An 18,719-nucleotide genomic window follows, 5' to 3' on the forward strand; every position below is an offset into this window, starting at 1 on the left:
TGGATAATGAAACATATTTATCAGCAAGGCACGAACGCAGCGGCACCAGTTTTGGTGCTGCTGCACGGCACCGGAGGAACGGAGCGCGATTTGCTGCCGCTGGCTGGCCGAATTGACCCTACAGCATCGGTGCTAAGCATTAGAGGCAATGTACTAGAAAACGGATTATCCCGTTATTTCCGCAGACTGGCCGAAGGTGTTTTTGACGAGGAGGACTTGGTGCTCCGCACGAAGGAGCTCCATGATTTTCTGGACCAGGCGGCAGTCGACTATGGCTTCGATCGCGAAAATCTCGTTGCTATCGGCTACTCCAATGGAGCCAATATTGCGGGCAGCCTGATGTTCCATTACAAGGACGCTTTCCGCGGAGCGATTTTGCATCATCCGATGGTGCCGCTTCGCAGCGTAGAGCTTCCCGATATGACCGGCATTTCCTGCTTCATCGGAGCCGGCCGCAATGACCAGATGTGCCCGCCGCAAGAGACGGAAGAGCTGCAAGCGATGCTTTCCGGCGCGGGAGCTGCGGTTAGCGTACATTGGGAAAACTACGGCCATCAGTTGACGGGCAGCGAAGTCGAAGCAGCCGCAGCTTGGTATGCCAAGGTCATTTGCCCATGATGATAACGATTGATCCGTCTGAACGCTCGGCCCGTGACAATTATAAGCTGCTTTCGGGCAGCATTATACCACGGCCGATTGCTTTCGTGACGACGCTGTCTTCAGGCGGCGTACTCAATGCTGCGCCATACAGCTATTTCAATGTCGTATCGTCCAATCCGCCGCTGCTATCGGTTTCGGTACAGCGGAAGCAGGGCGGACAGCAGAAGGATACTGCCCGCAATGCAATAGAGGCAGGGGCGTTCGTCGTGCATATTGCCGACCAATCGTATATTGAACAGCTAAATGTAACGGCGGCTAATTTGCCGCCAGAGGAAAGCGAGGTTGCAGCGGCAGGGCTTACGCCGGTTCCGAGCGTTCGGATTGCCGTGCCTGGTGTAGCTGAAGCGAAAATCCGGATGGAATGCGTCCTGGAGAAGGCCATTCCGCTAGGCGGAACGGACGATGCGCCTGCCTGCGATTTGCTGATTGGCAAGGTCGTATTTTATCATCTCGACGAGACGGTTTACGATGAGCGCGGTTATATTGACTCAGGCCGGCTTGCGCCTATTGCCAGACTTGCAGGCAGCGATTATGCAGGGCTTGGCGCACGTTTTTCCATTGACCGTCCAACCTCGTAATCCGTTGCGCTTGCTGACATTCAATCAAGAAAGGCAGCAACTGCAAGCTGCAAGCTGGCAATAAAAAGAACCTTCGACCACGCCGTATTCGGTGTAGAGCGAAGGTTCTTTTGCTATTAAAAGTTTAAACGCACATGACGTCTACGGTATTAAGCTTCTGCTTCCGCAAGCTTAGCAATTTCTACGATAACTTGAACGGCTTTCAGCATATTGTCGACCGAAGCGTATTCATAACGGCCATGATAATTTTCCCCGCCGGTAAACACATTAGGGGTAGGAAGCCCCATGTAGGAAAGCTGCGAGCCATCAGTCCCGCCGCGAATCGGCTTAATATCCGGCTTAATGCCGAGATTCTCCATGGCCAGCTTCGCTTGATTTACGATGCCGATAACCGGTTCGATTTTATCCCGCATATTAAAATATTGATCCCGAATGTTCAGCTCTACACTCGACTCGCCATATTTAAGCTTTAGCCCGCTGACGATGTCCGCCAGCTTCTGCTTGCGTCCCGCAAAGCCTTCTTGGTCAAAATCGCGGATAATATAGCGCAGCTCGGACTTCTCTACATCGCCGCTCATTTGAATCAAATGATAGAAGCCTTCGTAGCCTTCCGTGAACTCCGGCGCTTCATCAGCAGGAAGCTGACCGTGCAATTCCATGGCGATTTTCGCCGAATGGACCATTTTGCCCTTGGCCGTGCCGGGGTGGACGTTCGTGCCTTTGCAAATAATGTGAGCAGCGGCAGCATTAAAGCTTTCGTATTGCAGCTCGCCAAGCGGCCCGCCATCCATTGTATAGGCATAATCGGCACCGAATGCGGCAACGTCGAAACGATGCGGCCCACGGCCGATTTCCTCATCCGGGGTAAAGGCGACACGGATTTTTCCATGCTTCACTTCCGGATGCTGAATCAAATGCACCATCGCTGTCATAATTTCGGCAATGCCCGCTTTATTGTCTGCGCCCAGCAGCGTCGTGCCATCGGTCGTAATTAGCGTGTGTCCCACATATTGGCTCAGCTCAGGCGAAGCGGACGGAGACAATACGATAGACAACGCTTCGTTCAGTACAATGTCGCCGCCATCGTAGTTATCGACCACTTGCGGCTTTACATTTTCACCGGTAAAATCCAGCGCGGTATCAATATGGGCGAGAAAGCCAATCGTCGGCACCGTTTTGTCCGTATTGGCAGGCAGCGTAGCCATCACATACCCGTTCTCATCCACGGTTACCTCCTCCATGCCGATCTTCATCAGCTCTTCCACCAACTGGTCGGCAAGCGCCAGCTGGCCTGGGGTCGTCGGACAAGTCTCGCTGCGGTCATCCGATTGCGTGTTCACTTTGACATAAGAAATAAAGCGTTCCATCAGTTCCTGTTTCATGCTTCCATGCTCCTTTTTCCTCTTTTTCAAAATATAAGAATTTATAAGTTTACACGTATAAATAGGCTTATATTTCACCCGCGTAACGGAAGCTTTGCCGCCAAAGGACGGCTTCATCCGTTTACGCTTGAAATATAAGAAAGTATAAGTTTTCTCTTTATACTTAGCTTATATTTCTCGGACTGAAACGCGCCGCGCCGCCAGAGGACGGCAACAGCCGTTTCACTTTGCTGTATGTATCTCTAGGTTTATTTCTATTTTATCACAACTACAGCAGCGTTCGCGCGCGGGGCCGTACATGCTATACTTAGGATTATTGAGAAGAGGGCAGGTGCTGTTGGATGGCCATTTATATAGCGTTGCTTCGTGGCATTAATGTCGGCGGGCATAAAATTATCAAAATGCAGGATTTGCAGCGGATGTTCGAGCAGCTTGGCTTGCAGCAGGTCAAAACGTATATTCAAAGCGGCAATGTGCTGTTCGAATCGGATGCTTCAGCAGAACAGCTGCGCCTGCAAATCCAGCAGGAAATTACCGCGGTATTCGGATTTGACGTTCCAGTCGTCCTGCGTACCCATACGGAGCTCGCCGCGATTGTCGCAAGCAGCCCTTTTGATGCCAATCAACAACAGGTGGGTGAAAATATTTATGTAGCGCTGCTCGCGGACACGCCTACGGAAGAAGGAAAGCAGCGGCTGCTCGCATGCAGCAGCGAGGTGGACGACTATCGGTTGCAGGATAGCGAAGTGTATATTTATTGCCGCCAAAGCGTGCGCAAGTCGATGTTTTCGAACAATTTGCTGGAAAAAAAGCTGGGCGTAGCTGCCACTTCGCGAAACTGGCAGACGATGAACAAGCTGCTTAGCCTCGCTGCAGGCATGGAGGAACGGAAATCGTGATTGATTACAACATGCTGGCCGGGCAGCTCGCCCGGGGCATGCTTTCAATAGAGGGCGTCTATATAAGCACGGTAGCGCCGGGCATTTATTATAGCCATACAAAGGCATATCCTACGCGCTTCTCCGGGTTTGTTTTTGCTTTAAGAGGGCATGCGGTATTTGAATTTAACGGCACGTCTTATGAGCTGGCACCAGGAAGTGTCGTTCATGGCGGTGCTGGCATGCTGCTCAAACTAGAGGTAGTACCAGAAGATTTTCAGTTTGTGCTCATTCATTACCGCATCACGCTTCCCGAGCTTATGCCTGGGGAAATCAATTATGCTGAAACCCACTACCAGCTGGAGCCCGGGAGCAATACGCGCATGGTTGAGCTGCTGCAACGGCTCTGCGATGTAACGGCACTTGGTGGCCCGATGAACCTGCTGCGGGAGAAGGAGCTTTTCTACAGCATTATGAATGAATGGCTGGTGAGCGTACGCAGCCAATACATTAGCGAGAGTGGCAAAATGGTGGAGCAGGCGCTGGATTATATCCACCACCATTATATGGAGCCACTGACCGCAGCGGGACTCGCCGAGCTGCACAGCCTGGGCAAAAAGCAATTTGCGTATGCGTTCCACAAGTATTCGGGCTGTTTTCCGATCGACTACCTCATCCGGCATCGCATGAGGCGTGCCAAGTATTTGCTTGCGACGAGCAACTGCTCGATCAGCAGCGTCGCCCGCAACGTCGGCTATGAGGATGCCCATTATTTCAGCCGCCTGTTTCGAAAGCATAACGGCTGTTCACCGAGCATGTATCGGCAAAGTTTAGGAAATAATCCACCTGACTTTTAACAATCGTCTATTTCATCTCCCCCGCTCATTGTTTATAATTTGAACGACAATGAAAATCATTATCATAAAGAGATAAGAGGCGGGGGATTAAGAATGTTTAGCGGATTACAAAGGTTATCAAGCGCGATCAGCATTGCGCTGCTGGTGGTTTTGCTTGCAGCTTGCGGAAGCGCAGCAGCTCCAAATGCGACAAATGCCGGGGGAGTGAGCGGCAATAGCCCTACAGCGCCTGCGGGAGAGGCGACGTCTGACGATGCAGGCAGCGCGGGCAGTGAAGCTGCTTTTCCAAGGACCATTAAGCATGTTAAGGGCGAGACGGTCATTGATGCGAAGCCGAAGAAGGTCGCGATTACGTATTTCCCATATGCGGACCAACTGTTCGCGATTGGCGAGCAGGATGTAGTTAGCGGTGTTGTTGGGTATAAATCGCTTAAAGCTTTTCCGGCATATGAAAGCTTTTTGCAAGGCGATGCGGTTGCCGATCTCGGCGACCAGGTTGATTTGGAGAAGCTAATGGCGCTTGAGCCGGACGTTATCATTGCTTCTGACGGGGATGAGCAGACGTATGAGCAGCTTGCAAAGATCGGCAAGACGGTCGTCATCGCGCAAACTGAAAACTGGCAGGATACCATCGTCAAAATTGCCGAAGTCATAGGCGAAGAGGGCAAGGCGCAGCAGTATATTGACAGCTATAATGCGAAGCTGAACGAAGTAGCAGCAATGGCTGAAAATACAGGCGTACAGGGCAAACAGGCGATATTCATGATGATGTGGAGCAAAGGCTTCTACTATTTTGGCGGTATCCGCTTGAGCCCTTATTATGACGGTATCGGCTTTAGCAAGTTCAAAAACATGCAGGACTGGGGAGAAATTAATCTGGAGGGCGTCAGCGAAATTGATCCGGACTATATTTTTGTCGCAGAGGATTATACGGGAACGGCTGAATTAACGATGAAGGACCTTGAGGAAAATGCGGTATGGAACAGCCTTAAGGCGGTTAAGGACGGGCATGTATATGTCGTAAATACAGAAATCGTAGGGCCGCTCGCTATGGGACAATCCAATGGACTGGACTTTATGCAGAAGCTGCTCAAAGGCGAATAAGCCTGGATAGCGTTACGATATCCTTTCTTATATTTCCATAAAAAACCGCCAGCTTGGCAGCAAGGAAGCATAAAGCTTCCCTGTCCAAGCTGGCGGTTCGTTGTATGAGATGAATAATAAGTGCTAAGCGTGCTGCTTCAGCCATTTGGCGATATCGGAAATGACTGGTTCAGCAAAGCTGCCTGGATGGTTGTATTCGGCTAACGTGCCTTCTCCTTCACCACTGTAATCGACGAAAAAGTGGTTAAGGCCCGGGTACAGCTTGAAGGAAGCATTCGCTTTCCCTTTGAACAGCTCCTCCCACAGCACATAGTCTTTATTCGCAAATATTTGAAAATCATCCTTGCCCTGCAGGATAAGCACCGGTTTCGTTAGTTTTGCGGCATATCCGCTCGCGGGATGATTGTCCATTTCCTTAAAGTAATAGGCGGGCAGGGAGAAAACCGTCATCGCCTGCGCCTGTGCATCAGTCAACGTACCCAGTGCTTGCGCCTTCTTGTATTCGGCTTCTATAAGCTGAGCATTTGCCTGTTTCGCTGGATCTTTATCATCCATGGCAGCGATAAAAGCCTGGTTCTGGTCATAGACGATTTCCCATAGCGAGCGTGGCGAGCCAGCAAGCAGCACGAGCCCGGCAAAGTCGCCGCCTTCTGCATCAATGCGCGGGGCAAGCATGCCGCCAAGGCTATGTCCGATCACATACACGTTGGAGGCGTCAATCCGATTATCCGCCTTTAGCAGCTTGGCTGCGGCAATGGCGTCATCAATCGTTTCTTCCTTCACCGTCATTTTCATAAAAGCTTCTGTCGTCATGCTGCTGCCGTAAACAAATGTGCGTTTATCATAACGCAGCACGGCGATTCCTTGCTCAGCCAGTCCCCAAGCGATATCGCGAAATGGCGTATAGCCGCTTACCGTCTCATCGCGATCGGATGCGCCCGAGCCTTGAACCAATACGACCGCTGTCAGCGGGCCAGTGGCATTTTTCGGAAGAGTCAACGTTCCGCCGAGCTCATAAGGAGTGCCCTCGCCAACGGTAACCTCTTCTTCCACAATTGTAGCTGGAGCTTCTTTGTCGAGGGGCTTTGGCGTAATCAGCATGCCTTCGAGCAGCCCGCTCTTTGCATTAACATAAAGGGTAAAATTAAAGCTGGTTTTTTCGAAAACGGCGGTTGCCGTAATAATCGTCATGCTGCTATCGGCGCCATCTGCGGCAATATCCTTCACACGGACGAAGCTGCCAGCCTGTGCAGTCGTGCTTTTCCACACGCTGCCTAGCGCCTCGACAGATACTTGTGCTTTTAGGTTATTCGAGAAAAAGTCGTCAGACAGCTTCTGATAATCGCCTTTGTTCAGCAGCGAGATGACGCGATTAATCCAGCTTTCAGCTTCGTACAAGGGGCTTGTGATCGCGATCTCCTTCTTCGTGCTGTCATAGCCGGCCTGATATCCTAGTGCCTTGCTGAAAAAAGCGAGCGGGACATAAAGGCGTCCCTGCCGCTGAACCGAAGCGGTGTCGAAGGTGCGCTTCTCCCCGTTCACTAGTGCTTCGGAGCTGCCGGAGCTGAACGTGACCTTGAGGTCCTGCCCTTCAAGCAGAACCTTGCTGCTCGCTTTATGGTAGGTAACTTTCAGACCAAGTCCTTCGGCTGCGCTGCGCAGCGGAATCATGACCTCGTCGCTGCTGCTCAAGTAAGCCTCATTGCCAGCAGACGTCGTGATGACTTTGCCATTAACGAGCAGCTTGAGGGTTTCTGCGGCAGCTGTCATAGCGGGAAATGCAGCCATGAGCAGCAAGGAAAATACGATCGTAGATGCCAAATGCTTTTTCAAAATAAATTCAGTCCTCCTTTAGAGTGTGCCTGTCCCATCGAGGGAATCAGGCATAAGATGCTGTAGAAAAATAGCTGGATGCATGGGGTGAATTATGTAGGGCGGTTAAATAACCGCAGCTCTATTTTATACGAATAAAGCTTGTTCATGGTTTCCTAATTGTTGGAACTATTAGTGGGGGGCTTCATCGGGTTCAAGCATAGTTTCCGTGCGATTATGGAAAAAAGAGAGCGCCAGCCGAACGCTGCCGCATTCCGCCTAAGCTGACATGACGCCATCCGGCTGTTCATGGCGGAATGCGGGCTGACATTAAATCGTGTGCGCGGCTTTATTTCGCGAGCAGTTTCCGCGTAATGGCGTCCGCTGCCGCCGCTGGCGGAAGCGTGCTGGATAGCGCATAAATATGAGCCAGCCGGTCGCTGATGCGCTCCACCTGGCTGCGGGCATAGGAAGCGGAGCTGCCGTCAAGCTCAGCCGCCGTAACAATAATGCCGCCCGCATTGATGGCATAGTCCGGCGCATACAAAATGCCAGCCTGCTGCAAGGCGGCATCATGCTTGGCATTCGCCAGCTGATTGTTGGCGGCGCCCGCAATAATGGGGCACTTCAGCTCTGGCAAAGTCACGTCGTTCAATATGCCGCCGAGTGCGCAAGGCGAAAAAATATCGCAGCTTTGCTTATGAATGCTGTAGACGGAAACAGCTGTGGCCCCGAACTGTGCGGCCGCCTGCTTGACTAGCCCGTCGTGCAAATCAGCGACAATAAGCCGGGCTCCTGCTTGATGCAAATAGCGGCATAAGGCGTAGCCAACCTTGCCAAGGCCTTGGACAGCGACCGTTCGCTGCTGCAGCTGCTCAGAGCCATATTTTTGCTTAAGCGATGTACGGATTGCGATATATACGCCATAGGCGGTCATCTCCGCTGTGAAATTCCCCGTTGCTCCCAGCGAGCCGGTAACATCGGTCACATAACCTGTTTCTTTTGCGATCTCATCCATGTCGCCCGGAGTTGTGCCCAGATCCATGCCGGTAATATAGCGTCCGTTAAGCCGCTCAATAAAACGCCCGAGCGAGCGGAACAGCTTGCTGCTTTTGTCTGTGGCAGGATTGCCGATAATGACGGCTTTGCCGCCCCCGTAGGGGATATCGGCAAGCGCCGATTTGTACGTCATGCCGCGTGCCAGCCGAAGAGCGTCGCTGATCGCCGCCTCTTCAGAGGCGTATGTCCACATTCTGCAGCCGCCTAGTGCCGGACCAAGCTTGGTCTGATCAATGGCAATAATCGCTTTGAGCCCGCTAGATGCATCCTCCATCACATCCAACTGCTCAAATCCTTCGAAGCTTGCGCTCACGCTATGCCCGTCCATAGATAGCAGCCCCCCTTTTGCCGAAGTGCATAGCCGTTATGCCGTTTACTATTGATGTATTCAACAGCAGCGCAACTTGATACCGCATATGCACGAGTCGGGGGAAATGCATAGCTTAGAGGGGCGCAGCGTGAACAAGAAAAAAGCCGCCTTCACCAGCTGTCTGGAGTAATGAAGCGGCTCCTTTCAAGTAAGCTCTTATATCGTTGATCTTTTAAGCATAAGGAAGGATAGCAGAGCATTAAGCAGGATGAAAGGCAGGAGCCATAGGGAGAGGCCGAGTGCGGTATGCTTGGTTAGCCACGCCCAAATATCGAGCCATCCATGATTTTGAGTAATGATATAGGAGCTAAGGGTGAGTGCGACACCGGATGCAAGAAATAATAGCAGCATGCCGGTTTTCTTGAATTTGCGATAGAGGCTGCCTAAGACAAAGCCCCACAAAAACAAATGCAGAGCGATCAGGAAAAGGGTAAGCAGCTGTACGAGCAAATTTCCGTCACTCAAATACGGCAGGTAGAAAAAATACAAGCCTGACCACCAATGGTTCGTAAGCTGATTTTCAATAATAGACATAAGCAGCAGCAGGAGCGCTGAGCCGAAGCTGAGTAATAGAGCCATTATGATGGTACCTGCAAAATAATTGAAGCGGCTAATGCTGAAGCTAATCGCAAATGGAAAGGTCTGTGCGACGACGATAATGCCCAGCACGAATATATAGACCAATACGGATGAGATTCCGCCTGTATACATATTCTCCTTATCGTCGATCAATAAACTAATGAGCCAATTAACCATAAAACTGGAGCCGAGAATGAGGAGAGGAATGAAAAACCAGCTAAATCGATCGCGTCGATGCAGCCTGATCACGCTTAATGTGCGATTCATAACAAATCAGCCGCCTTTCGTTCGGTTTTGCCATTCGTCAGATGAATAATCAGCTGCTGTAGAGATACGGAGCCGAACTCCAGCCCTCTCGCCGTCGCCTGCTTGCGATCACCTGCGCTGAGCATGCCGTCTACTGTGGCAGAGAGCAAGGCGCCAAAGGGCTCGCGGGAAATAATGGTTTTGCCGATGAGAAACGATTCAACCTCAGATGCAGAGCCAGCCACTGTGTAGGCGCGACCCCGAAGTAGCTCGGCGTCCTCGTTAATCAGAATGCTGCCCTTGTCAATGACGATTACATGCTCCAGCAGCTGGCTGACCTCATCGATGAGATGGGAGGACAGCACAACCGTGCGAGGGTGCTCGGCATAATCCTCCAGCAAATGGCCATAAAATAAATTTCGGGCCACGGCGTCGAGTCCCAAATAAGGCTCGTCAAAAATCGTTAGCGGGGCGCGGCTCGCGAGCCCGACAATGATGCCGACAGAGGAGTGCATGCCGCGCGACATTTTTTTGATTTTACGCTTCAAGGGCAGCTGGAATTCCTCGACTAATGTATTAGCGAAGGTGCGGTCCCAGTTTGGAAACAAAGAGGCGGAAAGCTCCAATACATCGAGCAGGCTGTAATTGTCCGGGTATTTCTGGCTCTCCTTAATGAAGCAAATTTGGCTCAGTACACGGTTGTTTTCATAAGGGGCTTCGCCGAAGACGGTCAGCTCGCCGCTCGTCGCGAACAACTGGGCAGTCAGCATATGCATAATCGTCGTTTTCCCGGCGCCGTTGCGTCCGAGCAAACCGTAAATTTTATCCGGCTCCAGCACGAAGCTCACTTCGTTTACAGCATTGAAATTTCCATAAGCTTTCGTTACCCGCTTCAGCTCGACAATTGGACTCATGGCTTGGTTCCTCCTCTTCTGATCATATCTGACAGCTGCTCCGGCGTAATGCCCAGCTTCTCGGCCTCATGCATCATCGCCACCACATACTGCTCGAAAAACTGCTCACGCCGCTTCTCCATCAATAGCGCTCTGGAACCTGTTGCGACAAACATGCCAATCCCTCGTTTCTTATAAAGAATGCCTTGATCTGCTAATTGATTGACGCCTTTCGCTGCAGTGGCGGGGTTGATCTGGTAAAAGGCTGCAAATTGGTTTTTCGAAGGCACCTGCGACTCTTCCGGCAGCAGGCCTTGAATGATATCGTCTTCGATGCGCTCGGCAATTTGCATGAAAATCGGTCTGCTATCGTCGATGCTTATGCTCACATTGTCCACCACCAAACTTGTTAGTTACTCATGTAACCAACTATACATGCGATCAACCAATGCGTCAATAGGCAGCCGATATGAAAAAACACAAAAAAGGATAGAAGAGGCAGTATGGTATCTGCTCTTCTATCCTTTTAGGGGTGGAATGCCTCTGTTAAATCGGTTGCTGTGCGGCTTCTATTTTGCCAAGCAGGTCTCGTACCTGCTTATGAATGGCGTGAAGCTCCTCAGGTGTAATGTCCAGGCCGCCATAAACGCGTTTCGGAACGTCGGCAGCCCGTTTTTTAAGCTCGCGGCCATCGTCCGTCAACTGAATAACGAGATTGCGCTCGTCGGCTTTATCGCGGATGCGGGTAATAAGGTTCATGCCTTCCAGCTTCTTAAGCAGCGGGGTCAGCGTACCAGAGTCGAGAAGCAGTCTCGCGCCCAGCTCTTTCATGGTCACCTTGTCCTGTTCCCATAAGGACAGCAGGGTGACATATTGCGTATACGTTAAGCCAAGCTCCGTTAGTACAGGACGGTAAAGCTTAGTTATTTCCCGCGAGCAGGCATATAAGGAAAAGCAAACTTGATTATCGAGCTTCATCCATTCATCTTCATTCATGTTAGTTGTCTCTCCCTCCGGCCCAAGGTTATGCGCAGCAATCAGTTGTGTGCAATTAATTAAGTCATTGTAGCATTGCCTGCGGAACCTGTCAAAAGAAGACGCGGTGTGCGCAGCAGCAAATTTCAGCAAAGCGATTTGACAATTGAAATTAAATTGTATAAAATTAAATTTATCAAAATCAATCGCTGTATTTTCAGCCTGACCGTTGTTTTTTAAAATTTGAAGGAGGTTATTATAATGTCCATTTATGATATCGAAGTGAAGAAGATTACAGGTGCGCAGGAGACGCTGGCTCCGTATAAAGGCAAAGTGATGCTAATCGTAAATACAGCTACCAAATGCGGCTTTGCACCGCAATTCAAAGGCTTGCAGCAATTGCAGGATACGTATGGCGAGCAAGGGCTTGCAGTTCTAGGATTTCCAAGCGGGCAGTTTATGAATCAGGAGCTGGAAGGCGATGCGGAAATTGCGCAGGCTTGCGAGCTTAACCACGGGGTATCCTTTCCGCTGTTTGGCAAAATCGATGTAAACGGCAGCAGCGCACACCCGCTGTTCCAGCACCTGACGAATGAGGCTCGCGGGGTGCTGGGCTCGAAGGCGATCAAGTGGAATTTTACGAAGTTTCTAGTGGATCGGGATGGCAAAGTGGTCAAGCGGTTTGGGCCGAATGATAAGCCGGAAGATCTCGTAGAAGATATCAAAAAGCTACTCGGCTAAGCCAACCCTGCAGCGGGTGAAGGCTCCGCTAATCGCTTCCTTGTAGGTGAAGTCGGCGGTATCGCCTACCGTAATTTGCAGCCCGCCTTCAGGCAAATAATTCTGCTCGCTGCGATAAATGCCAGTATAAGGCCCCTCCGGCAAATAAGTTGGGCAGACGAGCGTCCAATTTAATGGCTCGGCAGATGCCTCCAGCAGGCGCAGTACAGCATGATGCTCCTCGGCAGCCCGCGTAGACCGGCGTTTCGATTCGCTGGATTGATAGCGCAGCAGGCCAGGCTCGGTGCGGCTCTCCAGAATGCCCGCCGTTCCGACCGTCACCAGACGATGGATGGCTTGCTGCTCCATGACGGCAAGAAGGCCCGGAAAGCAGGAGGAGAGCGCATCTCCTCCGTCCGTGCCCAGTGCGCTAATCACTACGCTGCTGCCCGCAACAGCTTGCTTGAGCATAGCTTCTTCGCGGGCATCGCCAACGATGGCTGCCAATTGCGGATGCGAAAGCTCAAGCTTCTCTATCGAGCGCACCAAGGCATGGACGCTATGTCCATCCGCAAGGGCGCGCAGCATGACTTCGCGCCCGACTCGCCCTGTGGCGCCTAATATCGTAATTTGCATGTGATGTCCCTCATTTGCTAAAAATATGAACGGCATTGCGTCCCATATGCTTGGATTGGTACAACGCCTTATCAGCCTCGCGAATCATCTCGTCCAGTTCAGCATGCTCTGCAATTGTGATGCCAGCTGCGCCGAAGCTTGCTGACAAAGGAACGGTGCCGGCTTGTGTCTGCAACGGGCTGCCAGCAAGGGCCCGGCGCAGCTTCTCGGCGATTTCCCCTGCCTCCTTGGGTGCGGCAGCTGGAAGGCAAATAATAAATTCCTCACCGCCGTACCGCCCAAATAAATCGTTATCGCTAAGCTGTTCCTGACAGACCGCTACGACATGACAGAGGGCTAAATCGCCAATGTCATGGCCGAAGCGGTCATTTATCGTTTTGAAATGGTCAATATCGAACAAAATAAGCGAAAACGGCTGTTGATTCAACAGCGCTTGGTGAAGCAGCAAGCGGGCTTGCTCTAAAAAGTAAGCGCGGTTGTAGATGCCAGTCAGGCCATCTATAGTAGCCATTTGCTTCAGCTTCTCTTGCAAAATCGCCTTCTCCGTAATATCCATCAGGACAATCGTCCTCCCGATCAGCTCGCCTTTGCGGCTGTGGACAGGGGATGAGCGCACGAGGTAGAACGACGGCAGGCTCGTATGCAGCTGAATCCACCTTACTTCACGCTCATGATGCTTGAATTCTTCATCATAATGAATAAAATCAGCAGCTTGTCCCGTATGGAACAGCCATATATCCTTGAAAGCCGTCCCAATCGCCGTAGGTCTCAGCGATGCGATCATCTGCGACGCCGATCGATTATAATCTACAATCCGTCCGCTCATATCCAGCACAATAACGCCGTCGCGCATGCTTTCGAAAATACGTTCTCTGGCAATTGGCGCAGCCTTCAAAATATTTGACGTCAAAATCGCCCAAATGTTCAAAATCGACGTAATAAACATAAGCGGGGGCACGATGTCCATGCCATGAGGCGTAAGGTCAAGCAAATACATAAAGGAGGCAGTCATGGGAATAAAAATGCCGGCTGCCATCATTAAAAGCTGCTTGCGGTAAATCATCTTGGCGTGATTCCATTGGCGCAGCAGCAGGTAAGCACTTACGACCAGACAGCCGAACGTAAAGCTGCCATTAATAATATACCATTCCCCAAAGACGATATCGGCGACAATAACCGATTCATTGGGACGGAGAAATATCGAACGGTAAAACATATGATGCCATTCATTTGTTACGACCAGCAATAAAGTAATAAAGGGAATCGTAAAGAGCCAGATTAGCATCTTACGGGTAACGAAGCGATCCATTCCAGTAAAGTACAGAATGAGCACTAGCGTAGCGGGGGAGATGAATGGCAGTCCCAAATATTCTATGCCAATCCAGAAGCGAATTTCGGCTAACGAATCGCTTGCCAATTCAAAAGCAAAGCCGAAGGTGTAGATGGCTGAGCAAATCGAGGTCCAGATATAGGCTCTCATTCCGGCAAAGCTGGATTTTATTAAATATCCGTAAATGGCAAGCAAGGCGCTGAGCACGCTGGAAATCGTTACAATAACAATATAATTGGAGATAGTCATATTCATCAGTTGTATGGCTCCAGTTGGTTAGAGACTGCGACGAAATAAAGTACCGCTAATTTCCTCGCCGCTCCTTAGTAATTAGGTATTGCTGCAATGAAGCGCTCTCAGGTTGCTAAACAATCTATTTAGAATGGTATCACATTTTTTGCCTTTAAGGATACGCGATTTGAATGGTAATGTTAAGCATAAACCGCTTTCATCCTTCTTGGGCGGCAAAAGGCCGATAAAACCCGCTTTGGAGATTGCGACGAAATAAAGTACCGCTAGTTTATTAACAAAACTCCTAAAATCGTGGAGATTTTGTCAATAAAAGCGGATACTAGTTTTCTAAAGCTTCTTAGTTCGTGCATTTGCCAGTCAAGTATGCTAAGATACCTTGAGTTTCTTAGAAATGTAGGAAAGTACATGATTTTTTTTCATCCTTTCTCTATATTTCTCGGAATGAAACGCGCCGCGCCGTCAAGGACAGCGACAGCCGTTTCGCCTTAGGATTATGAGCTGGAGAAGGTGACATCTTGGGATTTAAGCTGGGGGTTAAGCGGGATCGGGACAATAGTCTCTTTTTCTTGACTTGGCCGATATTTTTGGAATTATTTTTGTTTATGATGATGGGAACAGCGGACACATTCATGCTCAGCAAGCTGTCCGACAATGCCGTTTCCGGCGTAGGCGCATCCAATCAATATTTGCACATTATGCTGCTTGTTATGGAGGTTATCGGCAACGGCGCTTCAATTGTTGTCGCGCAATATATAGGCTCGCGGAAGCTAGTTGAGGCTGCACAGCTGTCAGCGCTGGCGATTTCGCTTAATCTGTTGGCGGGCTTGCTGATGAGCGTATCTTGTTTGTTGTTCGGCAATGTTATTTTGCAAGGCTTGCATCTGCAAGGGGAAGTATTGGCCTATGCGCAAAGCTATTTGCGAATTGTAGGCGGCTTTATTTTTTTACAGGCAATTATTAATTCGCTTTCTGCAATTATTCGGGTATACGGCTTCACGAAGGAAGCCATGCTGGTATCATTGGGAATGAATATTATACATTTGGTCGGCAACTATGTGCTGATCTTTGGCAAGTTCGGTTTTCCCGAGCTTGGGGTGGAAGGAGCAGCTATTTCGACGGTTGTCAGCCGCTTGCTGGCGATGCTGGTGTTTTTCTGGCTGATGAATCGGGTTATGGTATTTAAGGTGAAGCTGCAATATTTTTTCAAAATGTCGAAGGAATTTATTCGCAAAATATTAAAGATCGGCATTCCGTCGGCTTTTGAACAGGTGATGTACCAGAGCTGCCAAATGGTCTTTCTGTATTATGTGACGTTTCTCGGTGATGCGTCCCTGTCGGCCCGGCAGTACGCCTCGAATATATCGGTGCTGATCTATTTATTCGCGATGGCGGTCGGCATGGGTACGGCAATAATGGTAGGCCGCTACGTCGGCGGCGGGCGCAGCGACGCTGCGTACAAGCAAGTATTGGCAAGCGTGCTGTGGGCCAGCGGAGCGACGATGGTGATGCTGGTGTTCGTGCTGCTGTTCCGCGAGCAGCTAATGGGCTTGTTCACGGATGATGCCGACATTATTCGGCTGGGGGCGAATGTCCTGCTGTACAGCATTGTGCTGGAGACGGGGCGAACGATCAATATTATATTGGTCAATTCGCTGCGGGCCTCCGGGGATGCGAAGTTCCCGCTCTGGATCGGGATGGTTACGATGGTCGGCATAAGCGTGCCGCTCGGTTATTATCTTGTTTTTCATCTGGATATGGGACTGGCGGGCATTTGGCTGGCCATTGCGACGGATGAGTGGTTGCGCGCGGTCATTATGTATTTCCGGTGGAAGAGCCGGAAGTGGGAACGGCATGCGCTGGTGAAACCGGACTTTGTAGAGCATACGGCCTCGCATTAATAGCAGAATGGGTCTTGCTGGCGGATATACGCTTGCCGCTCATCCTGCGATGAAGTGTTGAGGCTGCGAAGCTAGGGAGGCTGGCTACGTATGGATTACGCTAACAATGATGGTCAGGATATTGCGAGCATTTGCTTGCTGGCGGGCAAAATTATTTTGCAAAATGGCGGGGAAACGTACCGGGTTGAGGATACGATGGTTCGGATTGCCGGGGCTTACGGCGTGGCTAATGCTTATAGCTATGTGACGCCGACGGGCATTATTTTTGCGCTGGATGGCGCTGCGCAGTCGACGAGGCTTGTCCGGATTTCGGAACGCTCGACGAATTTGAAGAAGGTGACGCTCGTCAATGACATTTCCAGGCGCATCTGCCAAGGGAACCTTCAGCGTCATGAAGCTTATAAGCAATTGCAGGATATTGAGCAGGCGGCGAATGATTATCCGGCGTGGCTCAAGGTGCTGGTTGCCGCTATCGCGAGCGGCTGCTTCCTGATTATGTTCCGCGGCAGCTGGAACGACTTTCTTCCGGTGGCGCTTGCGAGCGGCATCGGCTTCTTGTGCTTGCTGACGCTGCACCGCATTATGCCGATTACTTTTTTTGCGAGCTTCTTGTCGGCGGTTATTAGCGGTTCGCTGGCTGTCTTGATGGTATGGCTTGGCTTTGGGCACAATTTGGATAAAATCATTATCGGCTCAATAATGCCGCTCGTGCCCGGCCTTCATATTACGAATGCGGTAAGGGACTTAATGGCAGGGCATCTGGTCTCCGGCTTGTCCAAGGGAGCAGAGGCTTTTCTCATTGCTTTTGCCATCGGTGCTGGCATTGCTTTCGTGCTGTCCGTTTATTCGTAGCTTGAAAAGGAGGGAGAAACGATGGTTGTACAGCTGCTTGAACAGCTTGCCGTCAGCTTCGTGGCCTGCGCGGCCTTCAGCCTGATCTTCGGCGTGCAGAAGCATCGCCTGGTGCAGTGCGGCCTGGTTGGCGCATCGGGGTGGCTTGCATATACCGTGTGCAGCATGCTGGATATGAGGACGATTCCAGCAACGCTGCTGGCTGTCTGTGTAGTGACGATTATTAGCCAAATAATGGCGAAGCATTATCGCACGCCAATCATCGTTTTCAGTGCGGCGGGCATTATTCCCCTTGTGCCGGGTAAAATCGCCTATGATGCGATGCGTCACATTGTGCAGGAGGAATACGTCATAGCGCTCGAGCTGGCCATGCAAGCTTTCATGATTTCGGGCTCCATCGCTATCGGGCTCGTATTCTCCGAGGTTGTTTATCTTATATTTCGCAGATCGCCGCGATCATCCTGACAATAATAATGCCTCTTGCTTATGCTGCTTCGCAGCAGGGCAAGAGGCATTTTGTATATTTGGACGCGCTCTAAACTTGCCTAGTCTAATCAAGTCTAGATTAATCTAATCTAACCCAGCCTAGCCTAGCCGAAAGTGCTACGCCTGCGTAGTTGCATAGCGTCCGCGCAGCGATTGCGCCATGGCTTCAATCTGCTGCGGCGACGGCATCTGGAGCCTCGCCGCTGCCGCGGCAAGACCATCCGCCGTCTGACCGCTGCGGATGATTTGCTTGACGGCGTCTGCGAAGCGCTCCGCGCCGCCGCCCTGCGCCAAGCCGACCAGCTCTTCGAGGCTGGCCGTGCTGCTGCGCTCTACGAGCGGATGCGCGCCGGGCTCGGCATCGCCCGCTGCCCGCTCATAGAAGGAGCGGACAAGCGCCGCCCGCTCCTGTCCTGCGCCTTCGGCGACGATGAACGCCTGCACGATATAGGCGTGTGCCTGGCGGCGCTGCGCGATGCCGCAAAACTTAAAGCCGTCGATGCTGAGGTCGAAATCGCCCGGACAATACGCCCCGGCGATTTCGCCTTTATCGACCGGCACGCCAGCCCCGGCAAGCGCGGAGCGAATAAGGCTGTACATCAGCTCAAAATCCTGATGAAAATGAAAGTCGAGCGTGTTCGCCTTAGGCAAAATAAGCGAAATATTGACGACACCCGGATCAAGCGGCACTGCTGCGCCGCCAGAGTTGCGCACCGCCGTCTTGTAGCCGAGCGATTCAAGCCAGCGGGAGGCGTCGCCCGCCAGCGGCAGCCTGCTGTCGCGCAGGCCAAGTATAAAAGCGCGCTCGTGGCGCCAAATATGGCATATGGCTGGCCCGCCCTGACCTGTGCTGCGGCACAGCAGCTCATCCAAGGCGAAGGGATAAAGCGGATCGGTCTGCGAATAATCGTTCATCCGGTCAAGCAGCAGCAGATTTTGCAGTCCGGGAACCGGACTGGCTGGTTGGATTGTCATCGTGAGCTGCTCCTCTCTAAGCTTCCTGTTCCTCCATCATACTAAGCGGCGGGACTAGAAGTCCAGCCTGACTCTGTAGAGGAGCGGAAGCGAAAAGGCAAGCTGATGAATATATTATTTTAAAATATAAGTTTTTATAAGTTTCACCCTTATGGTAGGAAGGAGTGATAGAGTGGA

General features: G+C 51.2%; 19 protein-coding genes. 9 read left to right on the plus strand and 10 right to left on the minus strand.

Annotated features, from left to right (window positions below):
• Nucleotides 1-6 precede the first annotated feature (6 nt).
• Nucleotides 7-618 (plus strand): alpha/beta hydrolase, encoded by a 612-nt coding sequence (locus tag BBD42_RS10160; protein ID WP_099518058.1) that lies wholly within the window; start codon nucleotides 7-9, stop codon nucleotides 616-618.
• Nucleotides 618-1,238, plus strand: a complete 621-nt coding sequence (locus BBD42_RS10165; protein ID WP_099518059.1) for a flavin reductase family protein — start codon at nucleotides 618-620, stop codon at nucleotides 1,236-1,238. The genes BBD42_RS10160 and BBD42_RS10165 overlap by 1 nt, the downstream gene beginning before the upstream one ends.
• A gap of 149 nt (nucleotides 1,239-1,387) precedes the next feature.
• On the opposite strand, the gene pepT is transcribed toward BBD42_RS10165, so the two are convergent.
• On the minus strand, nucleotides 1,388-2,620 hold the full coding sequence (gene pepT / locus BBD42_RS10170; protein ID WP_099521548.1) for a peptidase T: 1,233 nt from the start codon (nucleotides 2,618-2,620) through the stop codon (nucleotides 1,388-1,390).
• A gap of 341 nt (nucleotides 2,621-2,961) precedes the next feature.
• Between pepT and BBD42_RS10175 the strand changes: the two genes are divergently transcribed.
• The 3 genes from BBD42_RS10175 (at nucleotide 2,962) to BBD42_RS10185 (ending at nucleotide 5,459) form a co-directional block, all read left to right on the plus strand.
• A complete protein-coding gene (locus tag BBD42_RS10175; RefSeq protein ID WP_099518060.1) occupies nucleotides 2,962-3,519 on the plus strand; it encodes a DUF1697 domain-containing protein in 558 nt (185 codons plus the stop codon).
• Complete coding sequence (locus BBD42_RS10180; protein ID WP_099518061.1) at nucleotides 3,516-4,355, plus strand: AraC family transcriptional regulator; 840 nt, start codon at nucleotides 3,516-3,518, stop codon at nucleotides 4,353-4,355. The genes BBD42_RS10175 and BBD42_RS10180 overlap by 4 nt, the downstream gene beginning before the upstream one ends.
• Nucleotides 4,356-4,448: 93 nt before the next feature.
• Nucleotides 4,449-5,459 carry an ABC transporter substrate-binding protein gene (locus tag BBD42_RS10185; RefSeq protein ID WP_099518062.1) on the plus strand — a complete coding sequence of 337 codons (1,011 nt, stop codon included), beginning with the start codon at nucleotides 4,449-4,451 and terminating at the stop codon, nucleotides 5,457-5,459.
• Between the two features lie 123 nt (nucleotides 5,460-5,582).
• Here the strand turns inward: BBD42_RS10185 and BBD42_RS10190 are convergent, their stop codons facing one another.
• The 6 genes from BBD42_RS10190 to BBD42_RS10215 all read right to left on the minus strand — a co-directional run bounded on the left by BBD42_RS10190 (nucleotide 5,583) and on the right by BBD42_RS10215 (nucleotide 11,414).
• Nucleotides 5,583-7,292 carry an alpha/beta fold hydrolase gene (locus tag BBD42_RS10190; protein ID WP_099518063.1) on the minus strand — a complete coding sequence of 570 codons (1,710 nt, stop codon included), beginning with the start codon at nucleotides 7,290-7,292 and terminating at the stop codon, nucleotides 5,583-5,585.
• A gap of 328 nt (nucleotides 7,293-7,620) precedes the next feature.
• The gene (locus tag BBD42_RS10195; protein ID WP_099518065.1) at nucleotides 7,621-8,658 is read right to left on the minus strand and encodes a Glu/Leu/Phe/Val family dehydrogenase; all 1,038 of its coding nucleotides are present in this window, start codon (nucleotides 8,656-8,658) and stop codon (nucleotides 7,621-7,623) included.
• Nucleotides 8,659-8,856: 198 nt separating this feature from the next.
• Complete coding sequence (locus tag BBD42_RS10200) at nucleotides 8,857-9,546, minus strand: hypothetical protein (RefSeq protein WP_099518067.1); 690 nt, start codon at nucleotides 9,544-9,546, stop codon at nucleotides 8,857-8,859.
• Complete coding sequence (locus BBD42_RS10205; protein WP_099518068.1) at nucleotides 9,543-10,439, minus strand: ABC transporter ATP-binding protein; 897 nt, start codon at nucleotides 10,437-10,439, stop codon at nucleotides 9,543-9,545. Before BBD42_RS10205 ends, BBD42_RS10200 begins: the two co-directional genes overlap by 4 nt.
• Nucleotides 10,436-10,807: a GntR family transcriptional regulator gene (locus BBD42_RS10210; protein WP_099518069.1), complete on the minus strand. Its 372-nt coding sequence runs from the start codon at nucleotides 10,805-10,807 to the stop codon at nucleotides 10,436-10,438. The genes BBD42_RS10205 and BBD42_RS10210 overlap by 4 nt, the downstream gene beginning before the upstream one ends.
• 157 nt (nucleotides 10,808-10,964) lie before the next feature.
• The gene (locus BBD42_RS10215; protein ID WP_099518071.1) at nucleotides 10,965-11,414 is read right to left on the minus strand and encodes a MarR family winged helix-turn-helix transcriptional regulator; all 450 of its coding nucleotides are present in this window, start codon (nucleotides 11,412-11,414) and stop codon (nucleotides 10,965-10,967) included.
• Nucleotides 11,415-11,654: 240 nt separating this feature from the next.
• Between BBD42_RS10215 and BBD42_RS10220 the strand changes: the two genes are divergently transcribed.
• A complete protein-coding gene (locus BBD42_RS10220) occupies nucleotides 11,655-12,134 on the plus strand; it encodes a glutathione peroxidase (RefSeq protein WP_056037050.1) in 480 nt (159 codons plus the stop codon).
• On the opposite strand, the gene BBD42_RS10225 is transcribed toward BBD42_RS10220, so the two are convergent.
• Both BBD42_RS10225 and BBD42_RS10230 read right to left on the minus strand, forming a co-directional pair.
• Complete coding sequence (locus tag BBD42_RS10225) at nucleotides 12,123-12,749, minus strand: NAD(P)-dependent oxidoreductase (RefSeq protein WP_099518073.1); 627 nt, start codon at nucleotides 12,747-12,749, stop codon at nucleotides 12,123-12,125. The two genes, BBD42_RS10220 and BBD42_RS10225, sit on opposite strands and share 12 nt — an antisense overlap.
• A 10-nt stretch (nucleotides 12,750-12,759) precedes the next feature.
• On the minus strand, nucleotides 12,760-14,334 hold the full coding sequence (locus BBD42_RS10230; RefSeq protein ID WP_099518074.1) for a histidine kinase N-terminal 7TM domain-containing diguanylate cyclase: 1,575 nt from the start codon (nucleotides 14,332-14,334) through the stop codon (nucleotides 12,760-12,762).
• 512 nt (nucleotides 14,335-14,846) lie between these two features.
• Between BBD42_RS10230 and BBD42_RS10235 the strand changes: the two genes are divergently transcribed.
• From BBD42_RS10235 to BBD42_RS10245, 3 genes are all read left to right on the plus strand, one after another.
• Nucleotides 14,847-16,229 (plus strand): MATE family efflux transporter, encoded by a 1,383-nt coding sequence (locus BBD42_RS10235; protein ID WP_237163439.1) that lies wholly within the window; start codon nucleotides 14,847-14,849, stop codon nucleotides 16,227-16,229.
• 90 nt (nucleotides 16,230-16,319) lie between these two features.
• Nucleotides 16,320-17,081 (plus strand): threonine/serine exporter family protein, encoded by a 762-nt coding sequence (locus BBD42_RS10240; protein ID WP_099518076.1) that lies wholly within the window; start codon nucleotides 16,320-16,322, stop codon nucleotides 17,079-17,081.
• A 21-nt stretch (nucleotides 17,082-17,102) separates the two neighbouring features.
• Nucleotides 17,103-17,546 carry a threonine/serine exporter family protein gene (locus BBD42_RS10245; protein ID WP_099518077.1) on the plus strand — a complete coding sequence of 148 codons (444 nt, stop codon included), beginning with the start codon at nucleotides 17,103-17,105 and terminating at the stop codon, nucleotides 17,544-17,546.
• 138 nt (nucleotides 17,547-17,684) lie between these two features.
• On the opposite strand, the gene BBD42_RS10250 is transcribed toward BBD42_RS10245, so the two are convergent.
• On the minus strand, nucleotides 17,685-18,542 hold the full coding sequence (locus tag BBD42_RS10250) for a lipoate--protein ligase family protein (RefSeq protein WP_099518078.1): 858 nt from the start codon (nucleotides 18,540-18,542) through the stop codon (nucleotides 17,685-17,687).
• Nucleotides 18,543-18,719 lie beyond the last annotated feature (177 nt).

It is taken from the genome of Paenibacillus sp. BIHB 4019 (genome assembly GCF_002741035.1).
Taxonomy (GTDB): Bacteria; Bacillota; Bacilli; order Paenibacillales; family Paenibacillaceae; genus Pristimantibacillus.

Excerpts from the sequence above, each read along its gene's own strand:
- BBD42_RS10160 (WP_099518058.1), top strand. The coding sequence starts at position 7 with ATGAAACATATTTATCAGCAAGGCACGAACGCAGCGGCACCAGTTTTG.
- BBD42_RS10165 (WP_099518059.1), top strand. The coding sequence starts at position 618 with ATGATAACGATTGATCCGTCTGAACGCTCGGCCCGTGACAATTATAAG.
- pepT (WP_099521548.1), bottom strand. The coding sequence starts at position 2,620 with ATGAAACAGGAACTGATGGAACGCTTTATTTCTTATGTCAAAGTGAAC.
- BBD42_RS10175 (WP_099518060.1), top strand. The coding sequence starts at position 2,962 with ATGGCCATTTATATAGCGTTGCTTCGTGGCATTAATGTCGGCGGGCAT.
- BBD42_RS10185 (WP_099518062.1), top strand. The coding sequence starts at position 4,449 with ATGTTTAGCGGATTACAAAGGTTATCAAGCGCGATCAGCATTGCGCTG.
- BBD42_RS10195 (WP_099518065.1), bottom strand. The coding sequence starts at position 8,658 with ATGGACGGGCATAGCGTGAGCGCAAGCTTCGAAGGATTTGAGCAGTTG.
- BBD42_RS10200 (WP_099518067.1), bottom strand. The coding sequence starts at position 9,546 with ATGAATCGCACATTAAGCGTGATCAGGCTGCATCGACGCGATCGATTT.
- BBD42_RS10205 (WP_099518068.1), bottom strand. The coding sequence starts at position 10,439 with ATGAGTCCAATTGTCGAGCTGAAGCGGGTAACGAAAGCTTATGGAAAT.
- BBD42_RS10215 (WP_099518071.1), bottom strand. The coding sequence starts at position 11,414 with ATGAATGAAGATGAATGGATGAAGCTCGATAATCAAGTTTGCTTTTCC.
- BBD42_RS10220 (WP_056037050.1), top strand. The coding sequence starts at position 11,655 with ATGTCCATTTATGATATCGAAGTGAAGAAGATTACAGGTGCGCAGGAG.
- BBD42_RS10225 (WP_099518073.1), bottom strand. The coding sequence starts at position 12,749 with ATGCAAATTACGATATTAGGCGCCACAGGGCGAGTCGGGCGCGAAGTC.
- BBD42_RS10230 (WP_099518074.1), bottom strand. The coding sequence starts at position 14,334 with ATGAATATGACTATCTCCAATTATATTGTTATTGTAACGATTTCCAGC.
- BBD42_RS10240 (WP_099518076.1), top strand. The coding sequence starts at position 16,320 with ATGGATTACGCTAACAATGATGGTCAGGATATTGCGAGCATTTGCTTG.
- BBD42_RS10245 (WP_099518077.1), top strand. The coding sequence starts at position 17,103 with ATGGTTGTACAGCTGCTTGAACAGCTTGCCGTCAGCTTCGTGGCCTGC.
- BBD42_RS10250 (WP_099518078.1), bottom strand. The coding sequence starts at position 18,542 with ATGACAATCCAACCAGCCAGTCCGGTTCCCGGACTGCAAAATCTGCTG.